Annotated in this window: 22 protein-coding genes; 18 read left to right on the forward strand and 4 right to left on the reverse strand. The window is 46.2% G+C overall.

The genetic code is table 11. The features are described 5' to 3' along the window. The first annotated feature begins 9 nt into the window (after positions 1-9). The 8 genes from NSU16_RS01725 to niaP all read left to right on the forward strand — a co-directional run bounded on the left by NSU16_RS01725 (position 10) and on the right by niaP (position 9,295). Positions 10-783: a TerC family protein gene (locus NSU16_RS01725; RefSeq protein WP_010332928.1), complete on the forward strand. Its 774-nt coding sequence runs from the start codon at positions 10-12 to the stop codon at positions 781-783. A gap of 62 nt (positions 784-845) precedes the next feature. Then, positions 846-2,006, forward strand: a complete 1,161-nt coding sequence (locus NSU16_RS01730; RefSeq protein WP_339192628.1) for an HpcH/HpaI aldolase/citrate lyase family protein — start codon at positions 846-848, stop codon at positions 2,004-2,006. Next, positions 1,996-3,306 carry a phosphoribosyltransferase family protein gene (locus NSU16_RS01735; RefSeq protein ID WP_339192629.1) on the forward strand — a complete coding sequence of 437 codons (1,311 nt, stop codon included), beginning with the start codon at positions 1,996-1,998 and terminating at the stop codon, positions 3,304-3,306. The genes NSU16_RS01730 and NSU16_RS01735 overlap by 11 nt, the downstream gene beginning before the upstream one ends. Positions 3,307-3,312: 6 nt before the next feature. Further along, a complete protein-coding gene (locus NSU16_RS01740) occupies positions 3,313-4,422 on the forward strand; it encodes a cysteine protease StiP family protein (RefSeq protein WP_326203806.1) in 1,110 nt (369 codons plus the stop codon). After that, the gene (locus tag NSU16_RS01745; protein WP_326191203.1) at positions 4,419-5,219 is read left to right on the forward strand and encodes an HAD family hydrolase; all 801 of its coding nucleotides are present in this window, start codon (positions 4,419-4,421) and stop codon (positions 5,217-5,219) included. Before NSU16_RS01740 ends, NSU16_RS01745 begins: the two co-directional genes overlap by 4 nt. Before the next feature lie 31 nt (positions 5,220-5,250). Beyond that, positions 5,251-6,864 carry a YceG family protein gene (locus NSU16_RS01750; RefSeq protein ID WP_010332933.1) on the forward strand — a complete coding sequence of 538 codons (1,614 nt, stop codon included), beginning with the start codon at positions 5,251-5,253 and terminating at the stop codon, positions 6,862-6,864. A gap of 15 nt (positions 6,865-6,879) precedes the next feature. Further along, a complete protein-coding gene (locus tag NSU16_RS01755) occupies positions 6,880-7,971 on the forward strand; it encodes a toxic anion resistance protein (RefSeq protein ID WP_010332934.1) in 1,092 nt (363 codons plus the stop codon). Positions 7,972-8,092: 121 nt separating this feature from the next. Then, the gene (niaP, locus tag NSU16_RS01760) at positions 8,093-9,295 is read left to right on the forward strand and encodes a niacin permease NiaP (protein ID WP_010332935.1); all 1,203 of its coding nucleotides are present in this window, start codon (positions 8,093-8,095) and stop codon (positions 9,293-9,295) included. Positions 9,296-9,309: 14 nt separating this feature from the next. Here niaP and NSU16_RS01765 read toward each other — a convergent pair whose 3' ends face one another. Then, positions 9,310-10,491 carry an MFS transporter gene (locus tag NSU16_RS01765; RefSeq protein WP_339191923.1) on the reverse strand — a complete coding sequence of 394 codons (1,182 nt, stop codon included), beginning with the start codon at positions 10,489-10,491 and terminating at the stop codon, positions 9,310-9,312. A 66-nt stretch (positions 10,492-10,557) separates the two neighbouring features. Next, positions 10,558-10,860, reverse strand: a complete 303-nt coding sequence (locus NSU16_RS01770) for a metalloregulator ArsR/SmtB family transcription factor (protein WP_339191924.1) — start codon at positions 10,858-10,860, stop codon at positions 10,558-10,560. Positions 10,861-11,148: 288 nt separating this feature from the next. On the opposite strand from NSU16_RS01770, the gene opuAA reads away from it, so the two are divergent. Genes opuAA through NSU16_RS01785 form a run of 3 tightly spaced genes read left to right on the forward strand, consistent with a single transcriptional unit; the run spans position 11,149 to position 14,136 of the window. Beyond that, on the forward strand, positions 11,149-12,405 hold the full coding sequence (gene opuAA, locus NSU16_RS01775) for a glycine/proline betaine ABC transporter ATP-binding protein OpuAA (protein ID WP_010332936.1): 1,257 nt from the start codon (positions 11,149-11,151) through the stop codon (positions 12,403-12,405). 1 nt (position 12,406) lies between these two features. Continuing rightward, positions 12,407-13,255 carry a glycine/proline betaine ABC transporter permease subunit OpuAB gene (opuAB, locus tag NSU16_RS01780; protein ID WP_010332937.1) on the forward strand — a complete coding sequence of 283 codons (849 nt, stop codon included), beginning with the start codon at positions 12,407-12,409 and terminating at the stop codon, positions 13,253-13,255. After that, entirely contained in the window at positions 13,255-14,136 is an 882-nt protein-coding gene (locus NSU16_RS01785; RefSeq protein ID WP_010332939.1) for a glycine betaine ABC transporter substrate-binding protein, read from the forward strand. The genes opuAB and NSU16_RS01785 overlap by 1 nt, the downstream gene beginning before the upstream one ends. A 37-nt stretch (positions 14,137-14,173) precedes the next feature. Here the strand turns inward: NSU16_RS01785 and NSU16_RS01790 are convergent, their stop codons facing one another. Beyond that, entirely contained in the window at positions 14,174-15,325 is a 1,152-nt protein-coding gene (locus tag NSU16_RS01790; protein WP_339191925.1) for a M20 peptidase aminoacylase family protein, read from the reverse strand. 126 nt (positions 15,326-15,451) lie between these two features. On the opposite strand from NSU16_RS01790, the gene NSU16_RS01795 reads away from it, so the two are divergent. From NSU16_RS01795 to NSU16_RS01810, 4 genes are all read left to right on the forward strand, one after another. Next, complete coding sequence (locus tag NSU16_RS01795; protein WP_339191926.1) at positions 15,452-16,885, forward strand: YfcC family protein; 1,434 nt, start codon at positions 15,452-15,454, stop codon at positions 16,883-16,885. A gap of 115 nt (positions 16,886-17,000) precedes the next feature. Then, on the forward strand, positions 17,001-17,492 hold the full coding sequence (locus tag NSU16_RS01800) for a DUF6773 family protein (protein WP_010332942.1): 492 nt from the start codon (positions 17,001-17,003) through the stop codon (positions 17,490-17,492). Positions 17,493-17,627: 135 nt separating this feature from the next. Further along, positions 17,628-18,593, forward strand: coding sequence for an L-lactate dehydrogenase (locus tag NSU16_RS01805; RefSeq protein WP_010332943.1), 966 nt, complete (start codon positions 17,628-17,630; stop codon positions 18,591-18,593). Between the two features lie 31 nt (positions 18,594-18,624). After that, a complete protein-coding gene (locus NSU16_RS01810) occupies positions 18,625-20,250 on the forward strand; it encodes an L-lactate permease (RefSeq protein WP_339191927.1) in 1,626 nt (541 codons plus the stop codon). A 39-nt stretch (positions 20,251-20,289) separates the two neighbouring features. Here the strand turns inward: NSU16_RS01810 and bmr3 are convergent, their stop codons facing one another. Then, positions 20,290-21,828 (reverse strand): multidrug efflux MFS transporter Bmr3, encoded by a 1,539-nt coding sequence (gene bmr3 / locus NSU16_RS01815; protein WP_268471432.1) that lies wholly within the window; start codon positions 21,826-21,828, stop codon positions 20,290-20,292. A gap of 112 nt (positions 21,829-21,940) precedes the next feature. Here bmr3 and NSU16_RS01820 point away from each other — a divergent pair, with 112 nt between their 5' ends. The 3 genes from NSU16_RS01820 to NSU16_RS01830 all read left to right on the forward strand — a co-directional run bounded on the left by NSU16_RS01820 (position 21,941) and on the right by NSU16_RS01830 (position 23,941). Then, positions 21,941-22,405, forward strand: a complete 465-nt coding sequence (locus NSU16_RS01820) for a MarR family transcriptional regulator (protein ID WP_268444227.1) — start codon at positions 21,941-21,943, stop codon at positions 22,403-22,405. Between the two features lie 74 nt (positions 22,406-22,479). After that, a complete protein-coding gene (locus tag NSU16_RS01825) occupies positions 22,480-23,109 on the forward strand; it encodes a LysE family translocator (RefSeq protein ID WP_229149688.1) in 630 nt (209 codons plus the stop codon). Positions 23,110-23,179: 70 nt separating this feature from the next. Further along, the gene (locus NSU16_RS01830) at positions 23,180-23,941 is read left to right on the forward strand and encodes a YqcI/YcgG family protein (protein ID WP_326196125.1); all 762 of its coding nucleotides are present in this window, start codon (positions 23,180-23,182) and stop codon (positions 23,939-23,941) included.

Below are 23,941 nucleotides of genomic sequence, written 5' to 3' on the forward strand. Positions count from 1 at the left end.
GGAAAAAACTTGGAATTTTTACATCACATCATGTCTACGTATGCTTCATTTTTCGATTGGGAAATGTGGGGGGAAGTTCTGACTGATCCGGTTTCTTGGGGTCTGATCGGTTCCCTTGTTGTGCTGGAAGGCCTTTTATCGGCCGATAACGCGTTAGTTCTTGCGGTAATGGTGAAACACCTTCCGGAAAAACAGCGTAAAAAAGCGTTAACGTATGGTTTATTCGGAGCGTATATTTTCCGATTTATTTTCATTGGACTCGGTATGCTTCTCATAAAATTCTGGTGGATCAAGGTGCTTGGCGCGCTTTACCTGGCTTGGCTCGTCATTAAGCACTTCTGGATCGGCGAAAAAGAAGAGGAAGCAGACGGTATTAAGAAAAACTCTTGGATGGTCCGTACATTCGGTATCTTCTGGGCAACTGTTATTTCAGTTGAACTGATGGACCTTGCCTTTTCTGTGGACAGCATCTTGGCCGCGTTTGCGGTATCTGAAAAAGTATGGGTTCTTTTGATCGGCGGTATGCTGGGTATTTTAATGATGCGTACAGTCGCAAAAGTATTCCTTGTGCTGATCGATAAAATCCCTGAGCTTGAAAACACAGCATTCGTGTTAATCGGAATTATCGCGCTGAAAATGGCAGGGAGCGCTTTCCATTATGAAATGCCGCATTCTGTATTCTTCATTATCATTATCGCTGCATTTGCGGTAACATTTATCATTCACTATATCAACAAACAAAAGCAGGTGCGCGAACAAACAGCTGCGTCAAAAGAAGAATAAAACAAAACAAGGAGGGAGTTTCATGTCCTTCCTTTTTTGTTACAGAAAAGAGGGTGACTGGTTTGCGGTATTTCCACTATTTATCAGCGCGTCAAGAAGAGCATGTATTTTATCAAGTGCCGAAACAGGTCACGAAAGAGACGCCGAAAAAGTGGCTTGAACAAGCGCTGGGAGCCCTATTATATATGCCTGCAACCCGCCACGACATAGCCGCTATGATTACTGAACAAAAGTACGAGGATCTAACGTCCGTTGTTTTCTGCTTAGAGGATGCGATTGGGGATCATGAAGTCGAGCAGGCTGAACATAATCTCAACGTTCAGCTTGAGCGCATAGAACAGGCGATTCAGCAAAACAAAATAGAACCGGATAATCTTCCGCTCATGTTTGTAAGGGTGCGTTCTCCGAAGCAGCTGCAGGAGCTGGCGGGCCGCTTGAAGCGCTTTCTTCATTTGTTAACCGGTTTTGTGTTTCCGAAATGTTCAGGAGTGAACGCCCGTGACTATGCGGAAACGCTGGAAAACATTTCTCGCGATAGGAGAGCGCCGATTTATGGAATGCCGATTTTAGAAACGCCTGATTTGCTTTCAAAAGAGACGCGGACAGAGGCTTTCGGAGAGCTGAGTGCGGTACTGCATCAATATCAGGACTTGATTTTAAACGTGCGAATCGGTGCGACTGATTTGTGCGGGTTATACGGCATCCGGAGAAAGCCGGGGCAAACCATCTATGATATTCGCCTGATTGCAGATTTTATGGCAGATGTCATCAATTATTTCGGCCGGACGTTTGTTGTTTCTGGACCGGTCTGGGAATATTTTCAGGCAGCGCAAAAGCCTCACCTTCTATCAGGACACCAGCCTGCTGAGCTGAATGAGCATGTCAAAGGTTTGGTGAAGGAAACAGAGCTTGATATCGCTAACGGGATTCACGGAAAAACAGTCATTCACCCGTCTCAGCTTAAAGCGGTAAACAGCCTGTATGTTGTATCAAAGGAAGACTATATGGATGCGTTAAGCATTATTCATCACGGAAACGGTTCAATCGGTGTGATGAAAAGCCATTTTTCCAACAAAATGAATGAAATGAAGCCCCATATGAAATGGGCTGAGAACATCATAATAAAATCAGAAATCTATGGGGTGTATCATGAAAACCGATCTTTCTCCGATTTGCTCAACGAACAGCAAAACACTTCAAATATTGGACAATATGGCGGTTGATCTGTCAGTCACTGACAATCCGCTTTCTATTCCGGAGCAAGTCTTATTTGAAATGGCGGCGCGTGTAAACAAAAAAAGGGGTTTTTTATTTGTCAGCAAAGTGCTGGGAAAGCATATTCCAGTTCATCCGCTGAAGCCGCTTTTGGCGTCAGGGCTGCTTGCTTTGGAGTACGCTGAACGAAAAACGGGGCGTGAGCTGAAGGAGAAGGCTGACATTCTGAACGGGTTTCTTTCAGGAACGGACAGCGGCCTTCGTAATGCTTATCGAACATTGCAAAAGCAGCGCGTGGCACTAGAGGAGGCGCCGCTTGTGATCGGGTTTGCGGAAACGGCGACAGCACTTGGACACGCGGTTTATGACTGTATTGAGAATGCGGCGTATGTCCATACAACACGTGAACAAATACGAAACAACGAGCCTTCCATTACATTTGTCGAGGAGCACTCCCATGCGACCGACCAGCTGTGCTATGCGGAACCTCATATGATCAACAACAATTGCCCGGTGATTCTCGTGGATGATGAAATCACAACAGGAAAAACCGCATTGCATATCATTCGGGATATACAATCGAAATTTCCCCGCAAAGAATACGCTGTTTTGTCTTTATTGGATTGGCGGACTGAGGAACACAAACAAGCTTATGCTGAAGCGGAACGGGAATTAGGGGTTACCATATCAACAACAGCTTTACTGTCTGGGCGCATTTCCTTTAAGGGAGAGCTTTTGTCAGAGTCTACCTATGATTACAAACCGAAGCCGCAGGAATCAGCAATAAACAGAACAGACATCGACTTGTCCGGCTTCTTTGCATCCTTACCCTATCAGCCGGCCACATTCGCAGACGAGCATTTTTATGTGAAGGAAACAGGGCGATTTGGCTTAAAGGCGAGTGACAGGCAGGCCGTTCACGAGGCCTGCCGCCTAGCTGCGCAGCATGTGGAACAATATCGGAAGGGGAGAAGAACGCTTGTGCTCGGAACGGGAGAGCTGATGTACATCCCTATGAACATCGCAGCGCATCTTCACGGCTCTATTTCTTATCACTCTACTACCCGCAGTCCGATTCACCCTGTTGCCAAAGAGGGCTATGCTGTGCAGAACGGATATTCATTTATGAATCCCGAAGATGAGGGGGTTCGCCATTTTATCTATAACCTCCCCGCCGGAGCGTATGACGAAGTCTTTTTCTGTCTTGAAAAGACCGTTTCGGATGAGGCGTTACAGCCGATTTTTCATATATTCAAAGAAAAAGAAGTGCCGCATATCCACATTGTAACCCTTTCAGGAAAGGCGTGATCTGAATTGACAGAGATAATTGACCGGATTGGAAGCTATCCGAAGGAGGATGTCACCTTTCTATTAAAAGATTTGTCCGCCGTTTCGATTGAAAAAAGCACGGAAGAACGGGAACGGTCGATTCAAAGCGGCACCCATTACTCTGAGATGCTGCCGATCGAATATAAGCCGACAGATGAGTATATGAAACTGTTTTATGCCTCGCTTGAAGACAGTAAACAGAAGGTTGCGTTGGCGGCCGGAGCTGTGGCGGAGCAGCTTTTCGCCAAACACGGCAACGATACGGTTTTGTGCAGCCTGGCAAGGGCGGGCACGCCGATCGGTGTATTGATTAAACGGTACATCAAAATGAAGTATCACATCTCAGTTCCGCACTACAGCATATCGATTATTCGGGACAGGGGAATTGATGAAAACGCCTTGCAGCATATGCTGGAGCATCATCCAGACGGAAAGATCGCCTTTATCGACGGCTGGACAGGCAAAGGCGCTATTACAAAAGAACTGAACCGATCCATCCAACAGTTTAACCAGCGCTGGAATACGAGACTTTCCTCAGAAATTGCGGTGCTTGCCGATCCGGGTGATTGCGCGGACATCTACGGAACGAAGGAGGATTTTCTGATTCCGAGTGCCTGCTTGAACTCTACAGTATCTGGTCTTGTCAGCCGCACGGTCTTAAATGAAAAATGGATCGGGCCGGATGATTTTCACGGGGCGAAATATTACCGTGAGCTGAGCGAAGAGGATGTTTCTGTATTCTATATTGAAACGATAGCCGAGCAATTTCCGTCTATTTTTAAAGAAGCAGAACGCCTGGCGATTGGCTTGGAGCGCGCACGTATGAAACCGGATTGGAGCGGCTTGGTTTCCATTGAGACGATCCGAGAGCAATTTGGCATCAGCAATACGAACCTGATCAAACCGGGAGTCGGAGAAACGACCCGTGTGCTTCTTCGCAGAGTGCCTTGGAAAATACTAATTCAGCCTGGCGCTGAAGAAACGCTGAAACATATTCTTTTACTGGCAAAGGATCGGGGAGTGCCTGTAGAAGAATACGAGAACATGTCTTACAGCTGCTGCGGGCTGATTCGTCCGGCGGAGAAAAGCCTATGAACGCGTTTGCCAGCGATTTAGACAGAACATTAATTTATTCAAGGCGCATGATCGGCACGCCCGATAAGGAAGCCGGGATTGAGCTGATTGAAACCTTAAATGGGCGGGAGCTTTCTTATATTTCCTCAGCCGTAAAAGAACATATAAATCAGATTCAGAAGGATCACTATTTTATTCCCGTCACCACGCGTACAAACGAACAGTATAAGAGAATCCTATGTTTCCAGCAGGACATTGTGCCGGAATATGCGGTGACAACAAATGGCGGATGCATCTTAAAGGACGGCGAGCCTCTGAAAGAGTGGGACGAGCTGATGAAAGAGGAGCTGGCGTCGTGTCTGCCGATCGAGGCCATGCTGAGGGAAATTGCAGGTCTCTCGTTATCAGATGCGGTAAAAAGAACCCGAATTGCCCATCACTATTTTGTGTATCTCATTTTACATGAGGAAAAAATACCGTACATCGATATATCCGCTGTGAAAAAGTGGGGAGCCGATAAGGGCTGGCAAGTATCCCTGCAGGGGCGAAAGCTTTACTTTATTCCCAATCCGCTTAATAAGTGGAAAGCGGTCGAATACCTGAAATCCAGGCTCTCTCTTGATGAAATCTATACGGCTGGAGATTCTCTGCTTGACCTTGAACTGATCCGGGAAGCCGATTTTGGCATCGCACCCGCGCACGGCGAGGTATTAAGTCACGATCCGAAACTTCGCAAAACGGCTGCAAGCGGCATGCTGGCGGGAGAAGAAATCACAGCGTTAGTTTTATCGCAAATATCCAAATTAAAACACGTATAAAACACAAAAAAAAACCAGAAAGGAGGATATGATGAGACAAGAAGAGTTAACCATCCATAAAGCTGTTCCGGCTCATGGCGATTGGAAAAGTATGCTGTTTCAGCCATTGCCGGAGCGGGATCACTATGAGAATGAACAAGGTCTTTCTTTTTCGCGGCTTGCCGGGCAAATACTGGGCACGCCCATTGATGAGACCGACTACTTTAACGAGCTGTATGATCTTTCTGTAAACGATCATATTTATGTCCTGAGCGAAACGCTTGATAAAACAATTGCACCTGAAACTTTTCAGGCGCTTCAGCATATTCATTCCATCAATCAGCAGGAAAAAGGCCTTTCGGTCAGCCGCTTTGTCGCCTTTCTGGACGGGGAACAGCTGATTGCGAAGCATTCCAATCCCATGTTGCACCGCCATTTAAGAAAAGCACTGATGACGCTGTTACATACCTTTGCCGAAAATCATGAGCAGGGACTGAATCACCCTGATTTTCGCAGAGTGCTTCTTGATGTTTCAAAGTTTTCCTTGAACCACCTGAATCCTTGGCTGGAAAAAGCCGATATAGAGCGGGAGATGCCGAAGGTGGTCTGGTATGGAGACGCGACGAAAAGTCAGCTGTATTTCTTATATTACTTGATGCTTGTCGGCTGTGATGTCCTATTGTTCCATCCCGCGGGAACCGATCAGCTGACGCTCGTTGATCCTAAGCAGGAGCTAAGCTTCACGGAAAAGCTTCCGGATGTCTCAGACCTTCAGCCATTCCCGAAAGAAAAACCTGACCGTAAATCAACGGTGGCGTATCGATCGACAAAGGAATTTGAGCATGTGCTGAATCACGAGGAATCCATGCTGTACAAGCCTTGGCAGTTCAGAGATCACACACCGGTTTCCGTGACGCTGAAAACGACCTATGATGAATTGTTTTTAATTGCAAAAGAACGTGCGTTTATTCGCCCGAATTTCAAAGCCGATAAACATTCAATCGACATTCCGAATGTGTTTGCCAAAATTATGGGCGTGTCGAAGGACAATAAAGAATATTGGAACAGACTTCATACAATGGCGGATTATCCGGAAACAGAAATGGTTCGAAGCTTTCCGCTTACAGAAGAAATCAGATCGAACTATCAATTTCATTACAGCCACGCGCTTGATCATGAAGGAAACATTGATCCGGAAAAGCTGATCGCAAGCAATGTATGGCAGTACAAACAGCTTCCGGCAGGCATTCAGACCGCGATCGCCAAAACGATCTCGAGAATGTGCAGACACCCGCGGCTGAAGGCATTGCATCAGGAACAGGTCAAGGATGTTCAGATCTACTTGTTTAAACAAACAACAAACCTTCCTGCTAACCTGCTGAAATTGATTCAAATGTTCGACTATGCGCAGACCGTTCCGAAACTGGTGCTGTATCATACGGAAATGAACGGTGAGCTCACACGCTCAGACGCCGCAGCCCTGCTGTTTTTGAATGAAATCGGCATTGATATCGTCATTTATAATCCTCCCGGACATCAAGACATTGAGCATTATATCGAAGAGGATCAGTATGATATTCACTGGCTGGACGACATGGTGTTTCAGCAGGACTATAAAGAGCCCTCGCTCGTGAAAAGGCTGTTCAGAACGATTACCCAAAAGTAAGGAGAGAAGAAAAGCATGACAACAGAAAATCAAAATCCGCTTGTTCTCGATAAAAACGAAGAAATTTCTCAGCAAAAGGCAGACGATATCCGCCTGCAGCTCCGCCAGGAACCAGAGGTGCAGCGCCTCGCCCAGCAAATTGACGTGAAAAACCAAATGGAGCTGCTGGAGTACGGAAAGGAGCCGGCTGTTGAAATTTCCAAGTTCTCTGACCGCATCTTGGGGATGATGAAAACAACAAGCGTGACAGATTCAGGCACGATGCTGACTCAGCTTGGAAAAATCATGGACCGCTTTGACAAAAATGATTTTGACGAACCCAAGGGACTGATGGCCAAAATCTTCAAACGCGGCGGCAGCATGATTGAGAAAATCTTTAAAAAGTATCAGACGCTTGGCGGAGAAATTGAAAAAATCAACGTTGAGATTTCTAAATATAAAGATGAGATGACAAAAACAAACTACACGCTCGATGAAATGTATGAAAACAATATCAACTACTACATGGAGCTTGAAAAATACGTTGTTGCCGGACAAATGAAGCTGGAAGAGATGCAGTCAATCCTTCCTTCCTATGAAGAAAAAGCGGCAAGCGGAAACCAGCTTGCGCAAATGCAGCTTGATACGCTGCGCAACGGCATTCAGGCGCTTGAGGAACGCGTGTATGATCTTGATATGGCGCGAATGGTGGCGCTTCAAACCGCACCGCAGATCCGTCTCCTTCAGCGCGGTAATGCTAAGCTGATCGGCAAGATCAACTCTGCTTTTATTATCACGATTCCGATTTTCAAAAATGGCATTATTCAGGCCGTTACAGTGAAACGCCAAAAGCTTGTGGCTGACTCTATGAGCGAGCTTGACCGCCGGACAAACGAGATGCTGAAACGCAATGCGGAGAACATCTCGAATCAGAGTGTTGAAATTGCCAGAATGGCCGGCAGACCGAGCATTGATATAGAAACGATCGAATCCTCTTGGAACACGATTGTCAGCGGCATGCAGGAAACAAAACAAATCGAAGAAGAAAACAAACGCCTCCGGGAAGAGGGCGCAAGACGAATTGCCCAGCTGCAGGATAATATTAAAAAAGCAGCATTACAGCAATAAAAAGACCCCCGCTTGTGAATCATAAGCGGGGTTTTTGATTGACATCAATTAGGTAATGACAATGTGTAAAGACAGGTGTAAACTTAAACGGTAATCATTTTGCATATCAGAGGTGTTGGCTATGGGAAAACAACAGCCTATATCCCAGCGTAAGCTGCTGGGTGTCGCCGGTTTAGGGTGGCTGTTTGATGCAATGGATGTCGGAATATTATCGTTTATTATCGCCGCGCTCCACGTGGAGTGGAATCTTTCGCCCGAGGAAATGAAATGGATCGGAAGCGTTAATTCCATCGGCATGGCTGTGGGTGCGTTTTTATTTGGATTGCTGGCTGATCGAATCGGCCGTAAAAAAGTATTTATCATTACCCTTTTATGCTTTTCAATCGGAAGCGGGATATCAGCCTTCGTCACAAGCTTATCGGCATTTCTCATTCTCCGTTTTGTGATTGGGATGGGACTTGGCGGCGAACTGCCTGTCGCTTCAACACTTGTTTCGGAAGCGGTTGTGCCTGAAAAGCGGGGCCGGGTCATTGTGCTTCTCGAAAGCTTTTGGGCTGTGGGCTGGCTGGCAGCGGCGCTTATTTCCTATTTTGTCATTCCAAGCTTCGGCTGGCAGGCGGCTTTGCTTTTAACCGCACTGTCGGCGTTTTATGCGCTGTACTTGCGGACAGGATTGCCTGATTCGCCGAAGTACGAATCGCTTTCTATGAAAAAGAAATCGGTGTGGGAGAACGTTAAAAGCGTTTGGGCGAAACAGTATGTACGGCCGACGGTGATGCTGTCGATCGTCTGGTTCTGCGTTGTCTTTTCTTATTATGGCATGTTTTTATGGCTGCCGAGTGTGATGCTGTTAAAAGGATTCAGTATGATTCAAAGCTTTGAATATGTTCTGCTGATGACGCTTGCTCAGCTTCCGGGCTATTTTTCGGCTGCGTGGCTGATCGAAAAGGCGGGCCGGAAATGGATACTGGTCATTTATTTGATCGGAACAGCGGGAAGCGCGTATTTCTTCGGAACGGCAGATTCCTTAGGTCTGCTGCTGACGGCTGGAATGCTGTTATCCTTTTTTAATCTGGGCGCGTGGGGCGTGCTGTATGCCTATACACCGGAGCAATACCCAACAGCGATTCGCGCGACAGGCTCAGGAACCACAGCGGCGTTTGGAAGAATTGGCGGCATTTTCGGCCCGCTGCTCGTCGGAACACTCGCCGCCCGCCATATTTCGTTTTCGGTGATTTTTTCAATCTTTTGCATTGCCATTTTACTGGCGGTCGTGTGTATTTTGATTATGGGGACAGAAACGAAACAAACTGAGCTTGAATAAACAAAAGCACCTCATCATGAGGTGCTTTTTACATGGGAATCGGCAGCTTGCGGTTTGTTTTTTCTGCTTGTTTGATAAAGGGCCATAGACAGGACAAATAAAATCGCTGTAAACGCCGTAACAGCTCCAAAATGATGCGTGTATTGATATAAAAGTCCGGCAAGGCATGTGCCGACAGTGGTTCCTGCATACATAGCCGCATTGGAAAGAGATGCAATTGTTCCGCGTGCGTTCGGTGAAATGGATTGGAATATCCCCATCATTAACGGGAAAATGATCCCTGCTGTAAAGAAAGTCAGAAAAAAGCTGGTTTCTACAATAAATAAGGTAGGGAAGAAAGGAAGAGAAAAATAGAGCACGCCCATCAGCAGCATGCCGCTCATTAATGTCTTACACGTTCCGAGCTTTGATGCAATTTTGTTTCCTATAAGGCTTCCAAGCATATTTCCCAGCCCCAGTACAAGCATAGCGGCCCCGATTTGGGCTACGGTTAAATGATAATCTGCAGAAAGCCAGGTGCCGAGAAAGCTGAACGAGGCGAAATTTCCTGTTTGAAAGAGAAAATAGGCAAGCAGGATCATTGATGTCTTTGGCAGTGAAAACAGTTCACGATAAGGGCTGAATATAGATGAACGGTGTGCTGCCGATTTTGCAGGACGAATATCTGGCATGGCCGCCGCCAAAATGAACAGGAGAACCAGCGAGCCTGCTGACAGTACAAAAAAGGGTGTGTGCCAAGTAAAGGAAGCCAAAAATCCGCCGATCGGAAGCCCGAGCATTTGTGAAGCAGCTAATCCTGCTGTTGCAATCCCCATGCTTTTTAACACTTTAGAGGGATGGACGATGACAGGGATGGATGCCCAAATCTGAGGCGTCACAAATGCAGCGCTGACACCGGCGGCAAAACGAAATGCGCACATGGCGGCAAAGGAGGGGGCAATACCGCATAAAAACGTGGAAAGGATAAAGCCTGCAAGTCCCGACAGCATCACTTTTTTCCGATTAAGGCGGTCAGAAATTGGACCGGCTGCCAAAGCAAACAGCGCATAACCGAGCGCATAAGCACTGACCATCCAGCCTGACAAATCAGTGGAGACATGGAATTGGTCCTGCAAAAGCGGGAGAAGCGGTGATAGCAAAAAGGTATCTGTGCCGATGACAAACATTACACTGAAAAAAAGCCAAATAAGTTTCACTGTTAACACTCCTATAGTTTTATAATTATGAAACTATGAAACGGATATGTATATAGAAAACCCTTCTTAGAGGGTCTCCAGAAAGCCAGGCAGGTATGTTTGAAAGGTGTCTTCACGCAGCCTGACATATTTCGTCCGTGAATCTTTTCGCGTTGCAGTCAATCCCGCTTCACGCAGCGTTTTGAAATGATAAGATGCTGTGGTTTTGATTATATTGCATTTTTCACCTACTTCACCGCAGCTGAGTTCTTTTCCGCTGTAATAAAGCGTACGAATAATTGCAAGCCTGGATTCATCAGACAGTGCTTTGAATATGTGAGCTCTGATATGGTCTTCTGATTGTTTCATAGTCATGAAACTATAATACATACATAGAGATGAAAAAGCAACTTATTTTTCCAGTAAAGGAGCTTGAAGTCATAAGAGGAAGAGGGAATTTCGATTCAATAAAAGCGTTTTCAATCTAAAAAGGCTTAATTTTACCCGTAAAATACAATAATAAAGGAGGATTACAGAGTATTTAGAAGCATAAATAAGATCTTGAGGTCACAGGGATGTTTATCATGAAATGGTACAGAATAAAAGAGAATATGCGGTTTGTGTGTGTTGTTACATAAGTGTTACGGTAATAAAGATTGCTTAATATGGAGGGAAAATATGAGTGTAGATGAGAAACCGATTAAGATAAAAGTCGAAAAAGTCTCTAAGATTTTTGGGAAACAAACCAAGAAAGCAGTTCAAATGCTTGCCGACGGAAAAAATAAAAAAGAGATCCTGAAAGCAACCGGATCAACCGTTGGGGTTAACCAAGCAGATTTTGATGTATATGATGGTGAGATATTTGTCATCATGGGTCTATCAGGGAGCGGTAAATCAACTTTAGTACGGCTGTTAAACCGGCTTATTGAACCGACTGCCGGAAACATTTACATTGATGGTGACATGATAACAAATATGTCTAAAGACCAGCTCCGGGAAGTCCGCCGGAAAAAAATCAGTATGGTCTTCCAAAAGTTCGCTTTGTTCCCGCACAGAACGATACTTGAAAACACAGAATACGGACTGGAGCTTCAAGGTGTAGACAAACAGGAGCGCCAGCAAAAAGCGCTTGAGTCGCTTAAACTTGTCGGACTTGAAGGATTTGAACACCAATACCCTGACCAGCTTTCGGGCGGGATGCAGCAGCGTGTCGGCCTTGCTCGCGCTTTGACGAATAATCCGGACATCCTACTTATGGACGAAGCGTTTAGTGCGCTTGATCCATTAATCCGTAAAGACATGCAGGATGAGCTTTTGGATCTGCATGATAATGTCGGAAAAACGATTATTTTTATTACGCACGACCTGGATGAAGCGCTTCGCATCGGCGACAGAATCGCGCTGATGAAGGACGGAAACATCGTTCAAATCGGCACGCCGGAAGAAATCCTCATGAATCCATCCAACGAATATGTTGAGAAATTCGTTGAGGACGTTGATTTGTCTAAAGTATTAACTGCCGGCCACATTATGAAGCGCGCTGAAACGGTGCGGATTGATAAAGGGCCGCGCGTTGCATTAACACTGATGAAAAACCTAGGGATTTCATCTATTTATGCAGTCGATAAACAAAAACAATTGTTAGGTGTCATTTATGCGGCTGATGCGAAAAAAGCAGCCGAGTCTGATTTATCCCTTCAGGATATCTTGAATAAGGAATTTACGACTGTACCAGAGAATACGTATCTGACTGAGATTTTTGACGTTGTTTCTGATGCGAATATTCCAATTGCGGTTGTGGATGAAAAGCAAAGAATGAAAGGGATTGTCGTAAGAGGCGCGCTGATTGGCGCACTTGCGGGCAATAACGATTATATCAATGTTGAAGGCACTGCTGAGCAAACACAAGATCCTTCTGTACGGGAGGTGAAGTAAGATGGATAGACTGCCTAGAATACCTTTAGCAGACATCATTGACCGTTTTGTTGACTGGATTACGATAACGTTTGGCGGATTCCTCGATGGAATCGCAAATGGCTTGGCCATTTTTGTAAACGGGATTGTAACCGGGCTTGGATTTATTCCTTCTATTTTGTTAACGATTATTTTCGCAGCTCTTGCATGGTGGATCAGTACGAGAGGAATTGCGCTGTTTACTTTAATTGGCTTTCTCGTTATTGACTATTTAGGATATTGGGACCCAATGCTGCAAACGTTAGCGTTGGTTGTCACGTCCGTCATTATTTCGATTGTGGTCGGTGTGCCGATCGGAATTTGGGCATCTCAGAAAGAAACGGTTCGCCGTATCGTAACGCCTATCCTTGATTTAATGCAGACAATGCCTGCTTTCGTATATCTTTTGCCGGCAATTTTCTTCTTTAATATCGGTGTTGTGCCGGGTGTGGTTGCGTCTGTTATCTTCGCAATGCCGCCGACAATCCGTATGACGGTTCTCGGTATTAAACAAGTGCCTGCGGATCTGATTGAAGCAACTGAAGCGTTTGGTTCTACAACAGCTCAGCGTTTGATTAAGGTTCAGCTTCCACTTGCAACAAAAACCATTCTTGCCGGGATCAACCAAAGTATCATGCTTGCATTATCAATGGTTGTTATCGCAGCAATGGTCGGTGCGCCTGGACTAGGTTCAGAAGTATACAGCGCCGTTACACAGCTGAAAACAGGGGTCGGTGTAGAAGCAGGTATCGCTATCGTTATCGTTGCGATTACGCTCGACCGTATTACACAAAATATTAAAGTGAAGAAGAAAAGCAGGGGGAATGCCTGATGTTTAAAAAAATCATCGGTATCGGTGTTTCCGCCATGCTGGCACTCTCACTTGCGGCTTGCGGATCAGAAAACGACGAAAATGCGTCCGCGGCTGAACAGGTGAACAAGACGATCATCGGGATTGACCCCGGTTCAGGTATTATGAGCCTGACTGATCAAGCGTTGAAGGATTATAACCTGAACGACTGGACACTGATTTCATCGTCAAGCGCTGCTATGACTGCTACGCTCAAAAAGTCATACGACCGGAAGAAACCAATTATTATCACAGGATGGACTCCGCACTGGATGTTCTCCAGATATAAATTAAAATATCTTGATGATCCGAAAAAAACTTACGGCAGTGCTGAGGAGATTCATACGATCACCAGAAAAGGCTTCAGCAAAGAACAGCCGAATGCCGTTAAGCTTCTGAGCCAGTTTAAATGGACGCAAGACGACATGGGTGAAGTGATGATCAAGGTGGAAGAAGGCGAGAAACCTTCCAAAGCCGCTGCTGATTATGTGAAGAAGCACAAGGATCAAATCGCGGAGTGGACCAAAGGCGTGCAAAAGGTGAAGGGAGACAAAATCAACCTTGCCTATGTGGCGTGGGACAGTGAGATTGCAAGTACAAACGTTATGGGCAAAGTCTTAGAAGACTTGGGCTATGACGTGAAACTCACTCAGGTAGAAGCTGGTCCGATGTGGACGGCGATTGCGACGGGAAGCGCGGACGCATCTCTTTCCGCATGGCTGCCGAATACCCATAAACCATACGCTGTCAAATATAAAGGCAAATATGATGATGTAGGCGTCAGTATAACTGGCGTGAAGATGGGTCTTGTTGTGCCTCAATATATGAAAAACGTCAACTCAATTGAAGATCTGAAGAAATAATGAAGAAAGCAGCCTGTTCGCAGGCTGCTTTTTTGATTTAAGAAGCATTGGCTGATGCGAGTGTATCGGCTTTTTGGAACGTTTTTAACACAGCGTTTGCTAAAATGTGAATCCCGGTAAACATCGCGTTTCTGTCAAAGGTCATATGCGGGTGATGGAGTCCTGGCTGAAGTCCGCAGCCGAGGCCAAGCATGGTCGTTTTAAGGTTCGACACTTTCACGGCATAAAAATGAAAGTCTTCACCGCCGGTTGTGACAAGCGGTTCATCGAGCTGATCAGCTCCAATAACGTCTGTGATCGCTTCAGCCATAATGCCTTCAGCTTCTTTATTTTGCGTTGCCGCTGGAAGGCTGTGTTCCTTGTGAAGTTCAATTTTCGCATCGAATGCCGCGGCAGCCGCTTCGCAGGCTCTTTCTGTTTCTGCGATCAGCGTCTCCATGGCTTCATTTGTTTGCGCCCGCAGGTCAAGGCTGAAGGTCGCTTTTCCGGGAATGATGTTGGAGCTGTCGCCGCCGGCTTGAAGCTTTGTCATTTTGACTGTGTGCGGAATTTTCGGATCGATGTGAATCAGTCCCAGCTTATGGACGAGGAATGCCGCGATTTCGATGCTGTTTTTGCCAAGGTGCGGCCGTGCGCCATGAGCTTCCTCTCCGATGATTGTGCCTTCGATGTGCTGGCTTGACCCGTGCAGAATGGATGGGGTGCAGCGTCCGTTTTGGGTTTCCTGAATTGGACGGACGTGGACACCATACAAATAGTCGACGTCATCAAGCACGCCTTCTTCTATCATTTTTAGAGCGCCGCCGCCTTTTTCTTCTGCGGGCTGAAAGATAAAACGGATCGTTCCGCTCGGAAGCTGCGGCTGTTTTTTCAGCAGCATTAACGTACCTAAAGCCATTGTCATATGCGAATCATGTCCGCAGGAATGATTGGCGCGAAATGTGCCGTTGACCTCCTGCCATAATGCATCAATGTCAGCACGGACAGCTACAACAGGCGAGCCCGAACCCATTTCACCGACAACTCCGGTGCAATCTGAAAACGTGCGCGTGCGGCACCCTGCATCTTCGAGTTTTTGTTTAAGAAATGCAGTTGTCTCATATTCTTTCCAGCTGACTTCTGGATTGGCGTGAAGATGTTCAAAGATGTCCATTACGGTTTGTTTCATTTCTTCTGAGAGTTTTTGCATGGGAGAAAAACCTCCTTCTTTCCTTTTTTTATATTGAAACAGGTAGATAGGCTGTTTATAATATAGCACATATTTATATTTTTCAGAATAATAGGTATTTTCTAAAAAGAGGGGATGGATCGAAATATGAGTATGCCAGCAGCCGAAACACAGCCGAAGAAAAAACGTACCGCCTTTAACATGCCTGACGCCTATGTCCTCTTATTTATCATCGCTTTCATGTGCGCCGTTGCTTCGTATATTGTGCCGGCGGGAGAATTTGACCGTGTGACGAAGGGAGAGGTTACCACTGCGGTGCCGGGAAGCTACCATTCAATTGAACAGTCTCCGGTCAGCCTGATCAGCTTTTTCACTTCTCTTCAGGATGGGATGGTCGGCTCAGCCCCTATTATTTTTCTGATTTTATTCACAGGCGGCACGATCGCTATTTTAGAAAAAACAGGTGCCATCAACGGACTGATTTACAATGTCATCAGCAAGTTCCGCACAAAGCAATTATTATTTATTTGTATTGTCGGTGCGTTGTTTTCTGTTCTTGGAACGACCGGAATTGTCGTGAACTCAGTGATCGGATTTATCCCCATCGGCCTTATTGTCGCACGCTCCTTAAAATGGGACGCGGTCGCGGGTGCAGCTGTTATTTATATAGGCTGCTATGCCGGGTTTAACTCTACCGTTTTATCACCGTCCCCGCTTGGCTTATCGCAATCGATTGCGGAGCTGCCTCTGTTTTCGGGGATCGGTCTTCGTGTGGTCATATACATATGCTTTTTGCTGTCTTCTATCATTTATATCTATTGGTATACAAGGAAATTAAAGAAATCAAAGGATGCCAGCGTGCTAGGAACAAACTGGTTCCCGGCGGCAGGATTGAGCGATGCGAATCAAGAAGAAGATAAGTCTGTCCCCTTTACCATTCGCCATAAGCTGATTTTGGGAGTCGCGGGTTTGTCACTGATCGGATTTTTGTACGGCGCATTGAAGCTTGGCTGGTCAGATTCCCAAATGGCTGCGACATTTATTTTTATTTCGGTCCTTGCCGGATTCATTGGAGGACTTGCGGCAAACGATATTGCCAAAACCTTTATTACCGGCTGTCAGAGTCTTGTATACGGTGCGCTGATTGTCGGGATGGCGCGGAGCATTTCTGTCATTCTTGAAAATGGAAAGCTGCTGGATACAGTCGTCAATGCTTTGGCTTCGGTGTTGGACGGATTCAGTCCGATGGCCGGCGCAATCGGCATGTATATCGCCAGTGCTTTGCTTCATTTTCTCATCTCTTCAGGATCGGGCGAAGCGGTTGTGTTCATTCCGATTTTGGCGCCGCTCGCTGATTTGATGGGAATCACGAGACAGGTCGCGGTGGAAGCGGTTATGCTTGGAGAAGGGGTTGTCAACTGTGTGAACCCGACGTCCGGCGTTTTGATGGCAGTGCTTGCCGCCAGCGGAATTCCGTACGTCAAGTGGCTTCGGTTTATGCTGCCGCTCGCTCTGATTTGGTTCTTAATCGGGCTTGTGTTTATTTGTATCGGTGTCTTGATCAATTGGGGGCCGTATTAAACATTGCTGCCCGCCGGCTTGTACGGCGGGCTTTTCATTTATTCGTTGCAGAAGCGCAGGCTGTTATTGTAACATGTAAGCCATAAGCCATTCGTAAAAGTGCGGGAGGAAGGTCATGAATAATCTGCATAACAGACTTTCAGGCGTGAATGGGAAAAATAAGAGAGTAAAAGAAAAAGAACAAAAAATCTGGTCGGAGATCGGCATGTTAGCCGGGGCGATTGCGCTGCTGGATGTGATCATCCGCGGCATTATGTTTGAATTTCCGTTTAAAGAATGGGTCGCGAGCCTTGTGTTTTTGTTCATTATCATCTTATATTACTGCATCAGGGCATCTGCTTCTGGAATGCTGATGCCGAGAATAGACACCGAGAAAGAACTGCATAAACGGGTGAAGCAGCAGTTCATAGAATCAATAGCTGTCGCCTTTGCGGTAGTGGTGCTTACGATGTATGACAGGGGGATTCCCCATACATTCTTCGCTTGGCTGAAAATGTTTCTCTTATTTATCGTCTGCGGCGGCGTTCTGTTTCTGCTACGATTCGGGATCGTGAAGCTGTCTTACAGAAGATCGGTAAAAAAGGAGTCTAAGAAGAAATCATCATAGAGGATGGTTTCTTTTTTTGTTCATAAATCAGACAAATCTTTTCTCTTGCAAAAGTTTGTGAAATGTTGCACAATATAAATGTGAAATACTTCACAAACAGTCATCGAAGAAAAACATACCCTGGAAGGATGATTAATGATGAATAAACATGTAAATAAAGTAGCTTTAATCGGAGCGGGTTTTGTTGGAAGCAGTTATGCATTTGCGTTAATTAACCAAGGGATCACAGATGAACTTGTGGTCATTGATTTAAATAAAGAAAAAGCAATGGGCGATGTAATGGATTTAAACCACGGAAAGGCGTTTGCGCCGCATCCGGTCAAAACATCTTTCGGAACATATGAAGACTGCAAGGATGCTGATATTGTCTGCATTTGCGCCGGTGCAAACCAAAAGCCTGGTGAGACACGCCTTGAATTAGTAGAAAAGAACTTAAAGATCTTCAAAGGAATTGTCAGTGAAGTCATGGCGAGCGGATTTGACGGCATTTTCTTAATCGCGACAAATCCGGTTGATATCCTGACTTATGCAACATGGAAATTCAGCGGCCTGCCAAAAGAGCGAGTGATCGGAAGCGGCACAACACTTGATTCTGCGAGATTCCGTTACATGCTGAGCGAATACTTTGGCGCAGCGCCTCAAAACGTGCACGCGCATATTATCGGTGAACACGGCGATACTGAGCTTCCTGTCTGGAGCCACGCAAATGTCGGCGGTGTACCTGTCGGTGAACTCGTTGAGAAAAACGATGCGTACAAACAAGAGGAGCTAGACCAGATCGTAGATGACGTGAAAAACGCCGCTTACCATATCATTGAGAAAAAAGGTGCGACTTATTATGGTGTTGCGATGAGCCTTGCCCGCATTACAAAAGCCATTCTTCATAATGAAAACAGCATTTTAACTGTCAGCACCTATTTGGAGGGACAATACGGCGCAGATGACGTATACATCGGCGTTCCGGCTGTCGTAAACCGCGGAGGTATCGCAGACATCACTGAGCTGAACTTAAATGAGAAAGAAAAAGAACAGTTCCTTCACAGCGCAGACGTCCTTAAAAATATTTTAAAACCTCATTTTGCAGAACAAAAGGTCAACTAATCGCAACTATAGAGTAAAGGGCTGATTGTCAATGTGGGAGCAGTTGTATGATCCGTTTGGAAACGAGTATGTGAGCGCATTTGTGGCGCTCACTCCGATTCTCTTTTTTCTCTTAGCTTTAACCGTTTTTAAGATGAAAGGCATTCTTGCAGCATTTCTTACCCTAGCCGTCAGCTTTTTGGTTGCCGTTTTGGCATTTCATATGCCGGTTGAAAAAGCTGTTTCTTCTGTTTTATTAGGCATCGGAAGCGGTTTGTGGCCGATCGGCTACATTGTCCTGATGGCAGTGTGGCTCTATAAAATCGCTGTGAAAACCGGGAAGTTTACCATTATTCGTTCCAGCATTGCCGGCATCTCGCCTGACCAAAGATTACAGCTATTATTAATCGGTTTTTGTTTTAACGCATTTTTGGAAGGTGCGGCCGGCTTTGGTGTTCCGATTGCAATCAGTGCGGCGCTGCTCGTCGAACTTGGCTTTAAACCGTTAAAGGCGGCGGCGCTCTGCTTAATTGCGAACGCTGCCTCTGGAGCCTTCGGCGCGATCGGGATACCGGTGATTACAGGCGCGCAAATTGGAGACTTGTCTGCTCTTGAGCTGTCACGGGCATTGGTCTGGACACTGCCGATCATTACATTTCTGATTCCGTTTTTACTCGTGTTCATATTAGACCGGATGAAGGGTATCAAACAAACCTGGCCTGCCTTGCTGGTTGTCAGCGGACTGTATACAGCGGTTCAGACGCTGACAATGGCTGTGCTCGGACCGGAATTAGCTAACATTTTGGCGGCGCTGTTCAGTATGGGCGGGCTTGCGCTCTTCCTGCGTAAGTGGCAGCCGAAACAGATTTATCGTGAGCAGGGAGCCGGAGAAGCTAGTGAGAAAAAAAGATACAGCGCGGCAGACATTGCCAAGGCATGGTCACCTTTCTACATTTTAACCGCGGCGATCACCATCTGGAGCCTTCCTGCCTTCAAAGCGCTTTTCCAAGAAGGCGGACTGTTATATCAAACAACGCTTCTTTTGAAAATGCCTTTTCTGCATCAGCAAATTATGAAGATGCCGCCAATTGCCCCATCTGCCATGCCGTTAGATGCAGTCTTTAAAGTCGATCTGCTGTCAGCGACCGGTACAGCGATTTTAGCGGCGGTCATTGTTACGGGACTGTTCAGCAAAAATTTCTCTTATCGGGATGGTTTCAGTTGCTTGAAGGAGACGGGGAAGGAACTGTGGATGCCAATTGTCACGATCTGCTTTGTGATGGCGTTTGCCAATCTGGCCAACTTCGCGGGGCTTAGCTCTTCCATCGGGCTGGCACTGGCGAAAACAGGCGATTTGTTCCCGTTTGTCAGTCCTGTTCTCGGCTGGATCGGCGTGTTCATCACTGGCTCAGTTGTCAGCAATAATGCGCTGTTCGGTCACCTGCAGGTCGTCACCGGTGCGCAGATCGGGGCCGGTTCTGATTTGTTGTTAGCCGCAAATACGGCGGGCGGGGTAATGGCGAAGCTCGTTTCTCCGCAATCTATCGCCATTGCCGCTGCCGCGGTCGGCCAGACAGGGAAGGAATCAAAGCTGTTTAAACGGACAGTAGCGTACAGCCTGATTCTGTTATTGATCATCTGCATATGGACATTTATTCTAGCAAGATTAGGTGTTTAATAGAAAAAAGCAGTACACCCAGGGTGTACTGCTTTTTCATTAATTTGCTTTCTTCGTCATTTCCTCAGTTGTTTTGACTCTTGTTTTTCCCATAAACAAAACGGTAATCGCCGCGAGAACAATTGGAATCAAAGCAAGTAAAAAGACATATGTGATGCTTGAGGACATGGCGTCGATGATCCGGTTCAGAATCGCAGCAGGGATCTGTGATCGTGTGCCGGCTTGGAAAATCGCCTGTGGATCACCGATATTCTGTGGCGCGCCTGAGCCGGCGGAGCCTTTCATCCCGCTGAAGGCGTCGCTTAGCTGGTTTGTGAACACGTTTGTCTGAACCGTGCCGAAAATCGTGACACCGAGCGTCATGCCGAATGATCGTAAAAATGAATTGGTGGAGTTGGCCGTTCCCCGAAAACGAGGTTCTAAATCATTCATGGATGCTGCTGGGAGCAGCGAGAAGTTAAAGCCTACGCCGAAGCCTGAAATCATCATAAAGACAGTCAGCCATACGCGCGCTGTGTCCGGCGTCATATTGGAAAGCAGCAGCATGCCGATAAAGAAAGATGTCACGGAAATCAGCATGAGATTGCGGAAGCTTGCCTTCGTTTGGAAGATTCCGCCGATCATACTTCCGATCACTGATCCGATCATCATCGGTGTCAGAATAAAGCCTGCGCTCGTCGCTGAGCTGCCGTATACTGCCTGTACGAAAATCGGAATAAACACTGCTAAAATAATGAATGTTCCGCCATAAAGAAAAGCGAGAATCTGCGCTGTGGCAAACAAGCGGTTCTTAAACATCCAGAAGGAGATAATCGGTTCTTCCGCTTTTCTCTCCACAATAAAAAAGGCAATAAAGAAAACCGCGAAAATGATAAACAGGCCAATGATTTGTATCGAATTCCAGTCGTATGTTTTGCCGCCGAGCTCAAGTGCGAACATCAGGCACACAATGGATACGACTAAAGTAATCGCGCCGCCCCAATCAATTTTCTGCTTTTTATGCTCCAGCGATTCTTTGTAATAGCGGATGATGAAAAACAATGACAGTGCGCCGATAGGGACGTTGATGTAAAACACCCAGTGCCAGCTGATAGCGTCTGTGATAATAGCGCCTAACAGCGGGCCGAGAACACTTGATAATCCAAATACAGCGCCGAACATGCCCGACATTTTTCCGCGCTTTTCCGGCGGAAATAAATCAAAGATGATCGTAAAGGCAATCGGCAGGAGCGCTCCGCCGCCAATCCCCTGAATGGCCCGGTAGATGATTAGCTGGTTCATGGTTTGTGCAATTCCGCATAATGCCGAACCGATTAAGAAAAAAATAAGTCCAAACAGGAAAAAACGTTTTCGGCCGTACATATCGGAAAGCTTGCCGTAAATCGGCATCCCCGCCATGACTGCCACCATATAGGATGCAGTCACCCAAGCGAATTTATCAAAGCTTCCGAGATCCGCTACAATGCTGCCCATCGCGGTGGCCACAATTGTATTGTCCATCGCGGACATTAAAATGCCCAGCAAAAGACCAAGAACCACAAATTTAGTGGAAGGATTTTTTGCGGCTGTTGTATCCATTTATTCTACCTCCTCTACCTTTTTTAAGTAAGGTTTGATATCATGATAATAGTTTGATTATTAATTATCTCGATTATCAAGATAAATTTGATTTTATAGGGAGGACTGTCAGTTGTCAACAAGAAATTCCAGAAGTGAGTTGGAAAAGACCGCTATTCAGATTTTTCGGAAATTGGGCACTAGAACCATTCTGTTTCATCAGGCGGCTGCTCAAGCTCTCGGTCTGTTTCCTACCGATTTGAAATCAGCTGACATATTAAATGAAGCAGGACCAATGACGGCCGGTGAACTGGGGAAAAAAACGGGACTCAGCACCGGTTCCGTTACGGCGCTTGTTGACCGGCTGGAAAAAGCGGGGTATGTGGCTCGTGAAAGGGACCCGAACGACCGTAGAAGAGTGATTATCGTGCCTCTTACCGCTTCTAAACAGCATGTGAAGGATTTGTTCCGTTCACTGTCAGAGTCCACGATGGATCTGTGCCGCGAGTATACGGAGGAGGAATTGGAACTGATTTTCGGTTTTATCGGCAAAGCCTCCGATATTATGGAGGAAGAGCTTGACCGGTTGAAACAATAGGTGATTTTTGTGCATAGCTTGGCCCGTTCCCGAATAAATTGTACAAGTTGAGTAAGAGAGGGGAGTACGGGCCGGTGAACACTTTTTTGAGTTATATTGTGCTGGGGCTGTCCTTGTCTGCGCCTGTGGGACCTGTCAATGCGGCGCAAATCGATAAAGGCATTAAAAATGGATTTTGGCATGCGTGGATTTTTGGTTTAGGCGCCATGACTGCTGACGGACTGTATATGATTTTCATCTATTTCGGACTGTCACAGTTTCTGACCGCTCCATTCGTAAAAACGTTTTTGTGGCTCTTCGGCTTTTTTGTACTGACCTATACCGGTATTGAAACGCTAAAGAATATCAGGGAAGCGATGGATGTACGCAGCTCGAAGGGGAAGCCGTCCTACAGAAAAACATTTGCATCGGGTTTTCTCATTTCACTGTCCAATCCACTGAGTATCCTGTTTTGGCTTGGGATTTACGGGAGCATTCTTGCGAAAACGGCTGAGACTTACAATATGAATCAGCTACTCATTTATAGTTCCGGCATTATGATCGGTATCTTAATCTGGGATTTTTGCATGGCCATTGCAGCCAGCACTTTCAGAAACCTGCTTAATGAAAAGCTGTTAAGGGGCTTGACCGCAATCGCGGGCATATCTCTTCTTGTATTCGGGTTTTACTTCGGTTATCAGGGCATCAAAGAGTTATTGGGCTGATGCATGAAAGGACAGTCACCTGCCGCCTTCCATTTTAATATAGTATCCAGATGATACTGGAGGTGGATCAATGGTGAAAGGGATTTACACCAAAAGTTTTCTGGAACGGAATCAAGCTGAGTTCCCGGAATGGCAAAGAATCGCTTTTGAGCTATTGGCAGAAACTGTGGCGGATGACGCGGATACGTTTCCGTGCATTCCCGGACGCCAGGCGTTTCTGACTGATCAGCTTCGCATTGCTTTTGCCGGAGATCCGCGGGAAAACCGTACAGCGGAGGAACTGGCACCACTGCTTGCGGAGTACGGCAAAATATCGCGGGACACAGGAAAATACGCATCTCTCGTTGTGTTGTTTGATACACCGGAAGTTTTGGCTGAGCACTATTCGATTGAAGCGTATGAAGAGCTGTTTTGGAGCTTTTTAAATAGACTGAGCGAACAAGATGAAAAAGAGTGGCCGGCAGATATGCCGGCCGATCCAGAGCATTATAAGTGGGAGTTTTGTTTTAACGGCGAGCCGTATTTTATTCTGTGTGCAACGCCGGCTCATGATGCGAGGAGAAGCCGAAGCTTCCCTTATTTTATGATCACGTTTCAGCCGAGATGGGTGTTTGAAAATCTAAATGATTCAACCGCATTTGGCCGAAACATGAGCAGGCTGATCCGATCCCGTTTACAGGCTTACGATCAAGCTCCGATTCATCCGCATTTAGGCTGGTACGGAGGAAAGGATAATCGGGAATGGAAACAGTATTTTCTCCGAGATGATGAAAAACACGTATCAAAATGCCCGTTTTCATATTTAAAGAACATGTTTAACAAAATGAAATAG

This window comes from Bacillus sp. FSL K6-1003 (genome assembly GCF_037964945.1).
GTDB classification, from domain to species: domain Bacteria; phylum Bacillota; class Bacilli; order Bacillales; family Bacillaceae; genus Bacillus; species Bacillus mojavensis.

Excerpts from the sequence above, each read along its gene's own strand:
- NSU16_RS01750 (WP_010332933.1), top strand. The coding sequence starts at position 5,251 with ATGAGACAAGAAGAGTTAACCATCCATAAAGCTGTTCCGGCTCATGGC.
- niaP (WP_010332935.1), top strand. The coding sequence starts at position 8,093 with ATGGGAAAACAACAGCCTATATCCCAGCGTAAGCTGCTGGGTGTCGCC.
- opuAA (WP_010332936.1), top strand. The coding sequence starts at position 11,149 with ATGAGTGTAGATGAGAAACCGATTAAGATAAAAGTCGAAAAAGTCTCT.
- NSU16_RS01745 (WP_326191203.1), top strand. The coding sequence starts at position 4,419 with ATGAACGCGTTTGCCAGCGATTTAGACAGAACATTAATTTATTCAAGG.
- NSU16_RS01735 (WP_339192629.1), top strand. The coding sequence starts at position 1,996 with ATGGCGGTTGATCTGTCAGTCACTGACAATCCGCTTTCTATTCCGGAG.
- NSU16_RS01770 (WP_339191924.1), bottom strand. The coding sequence starts at position 10,860 with ATGTATTATAGTTTCATGACTATGAAACAATCAGAAGACCATATCAGA.
- NSU16_RS01800 (WP_010332942.1), top strand. The coding sequence starts at position 17,001 with ATGAATAATCTGCATAACAGACTTTCAGGCGTGAATGGGAAAAATAAG.
- NSU16_RS01810 (WP_339191927.1), top strand. The coding sequence starts at position 18,625 with ATGTGGGAGCAGTTGTATGATCCGTTTGGAAACGAGTATGTGAGCGCA.
- NSU16_RS01805 (WP_010332943.1), top strand. The coding sequence starts at position 17,628 with ATGATGAATAAACATGTAAATAAAGTAGCTTTAATCGGAGCGGGTTTT.
- NSU16_RS01790 (WP_339191925.1), bottom strand. The coding sequence starts at position 15,325 with ATGCAAAAACTCTCAGAAGAAATGAAACAAACCGTAATGGACATCTTT.
- NSU16_RS01785 (WP_010332939.1), top strand. The coding sequence starts at position 13,255 with ATGTTTAAAAAAATCATCGGTATCGGTGTTTCCGCCATGCTGGCACTC.
- opuAB (WP_010332937.1), top strand. The coding sequence starts at position 12,407 with ATGGATAGACTGCCTAGAATACCTTTAGCAGACATCATTGACCGTTTT.
- NSU16_RS01795 (WP_339191926.1), top strand. The coding sequence starts at position 15,452 with ATGAGTATGCCAGCAGCCGAAACACAGCCGAAGAAAAAACGTACCGCC.
- NSU16_RS01830 (WP_326196125.1), top strand. The coding sequence starts at position 23,180 with ATGGTGAAAGGGATTTACACCAAAAGTTTTCTGGAACGGAATCAAGCT.
- NSU16_RS01755 (WP_010332934.1), top strand. The coding sequence starts at position 6,880 with ATGACAACAGAAAATCAAAATCCGCTTGTTCTCGATAAAAACGAAGAA.
- bmr3 (WP_268471432.1), bottom strand. The coding sequence starts at position 21,828 with ATGGATACAACAGCCGCAAAAAATCCTTCCACTAAATTTGTGGTTCTT.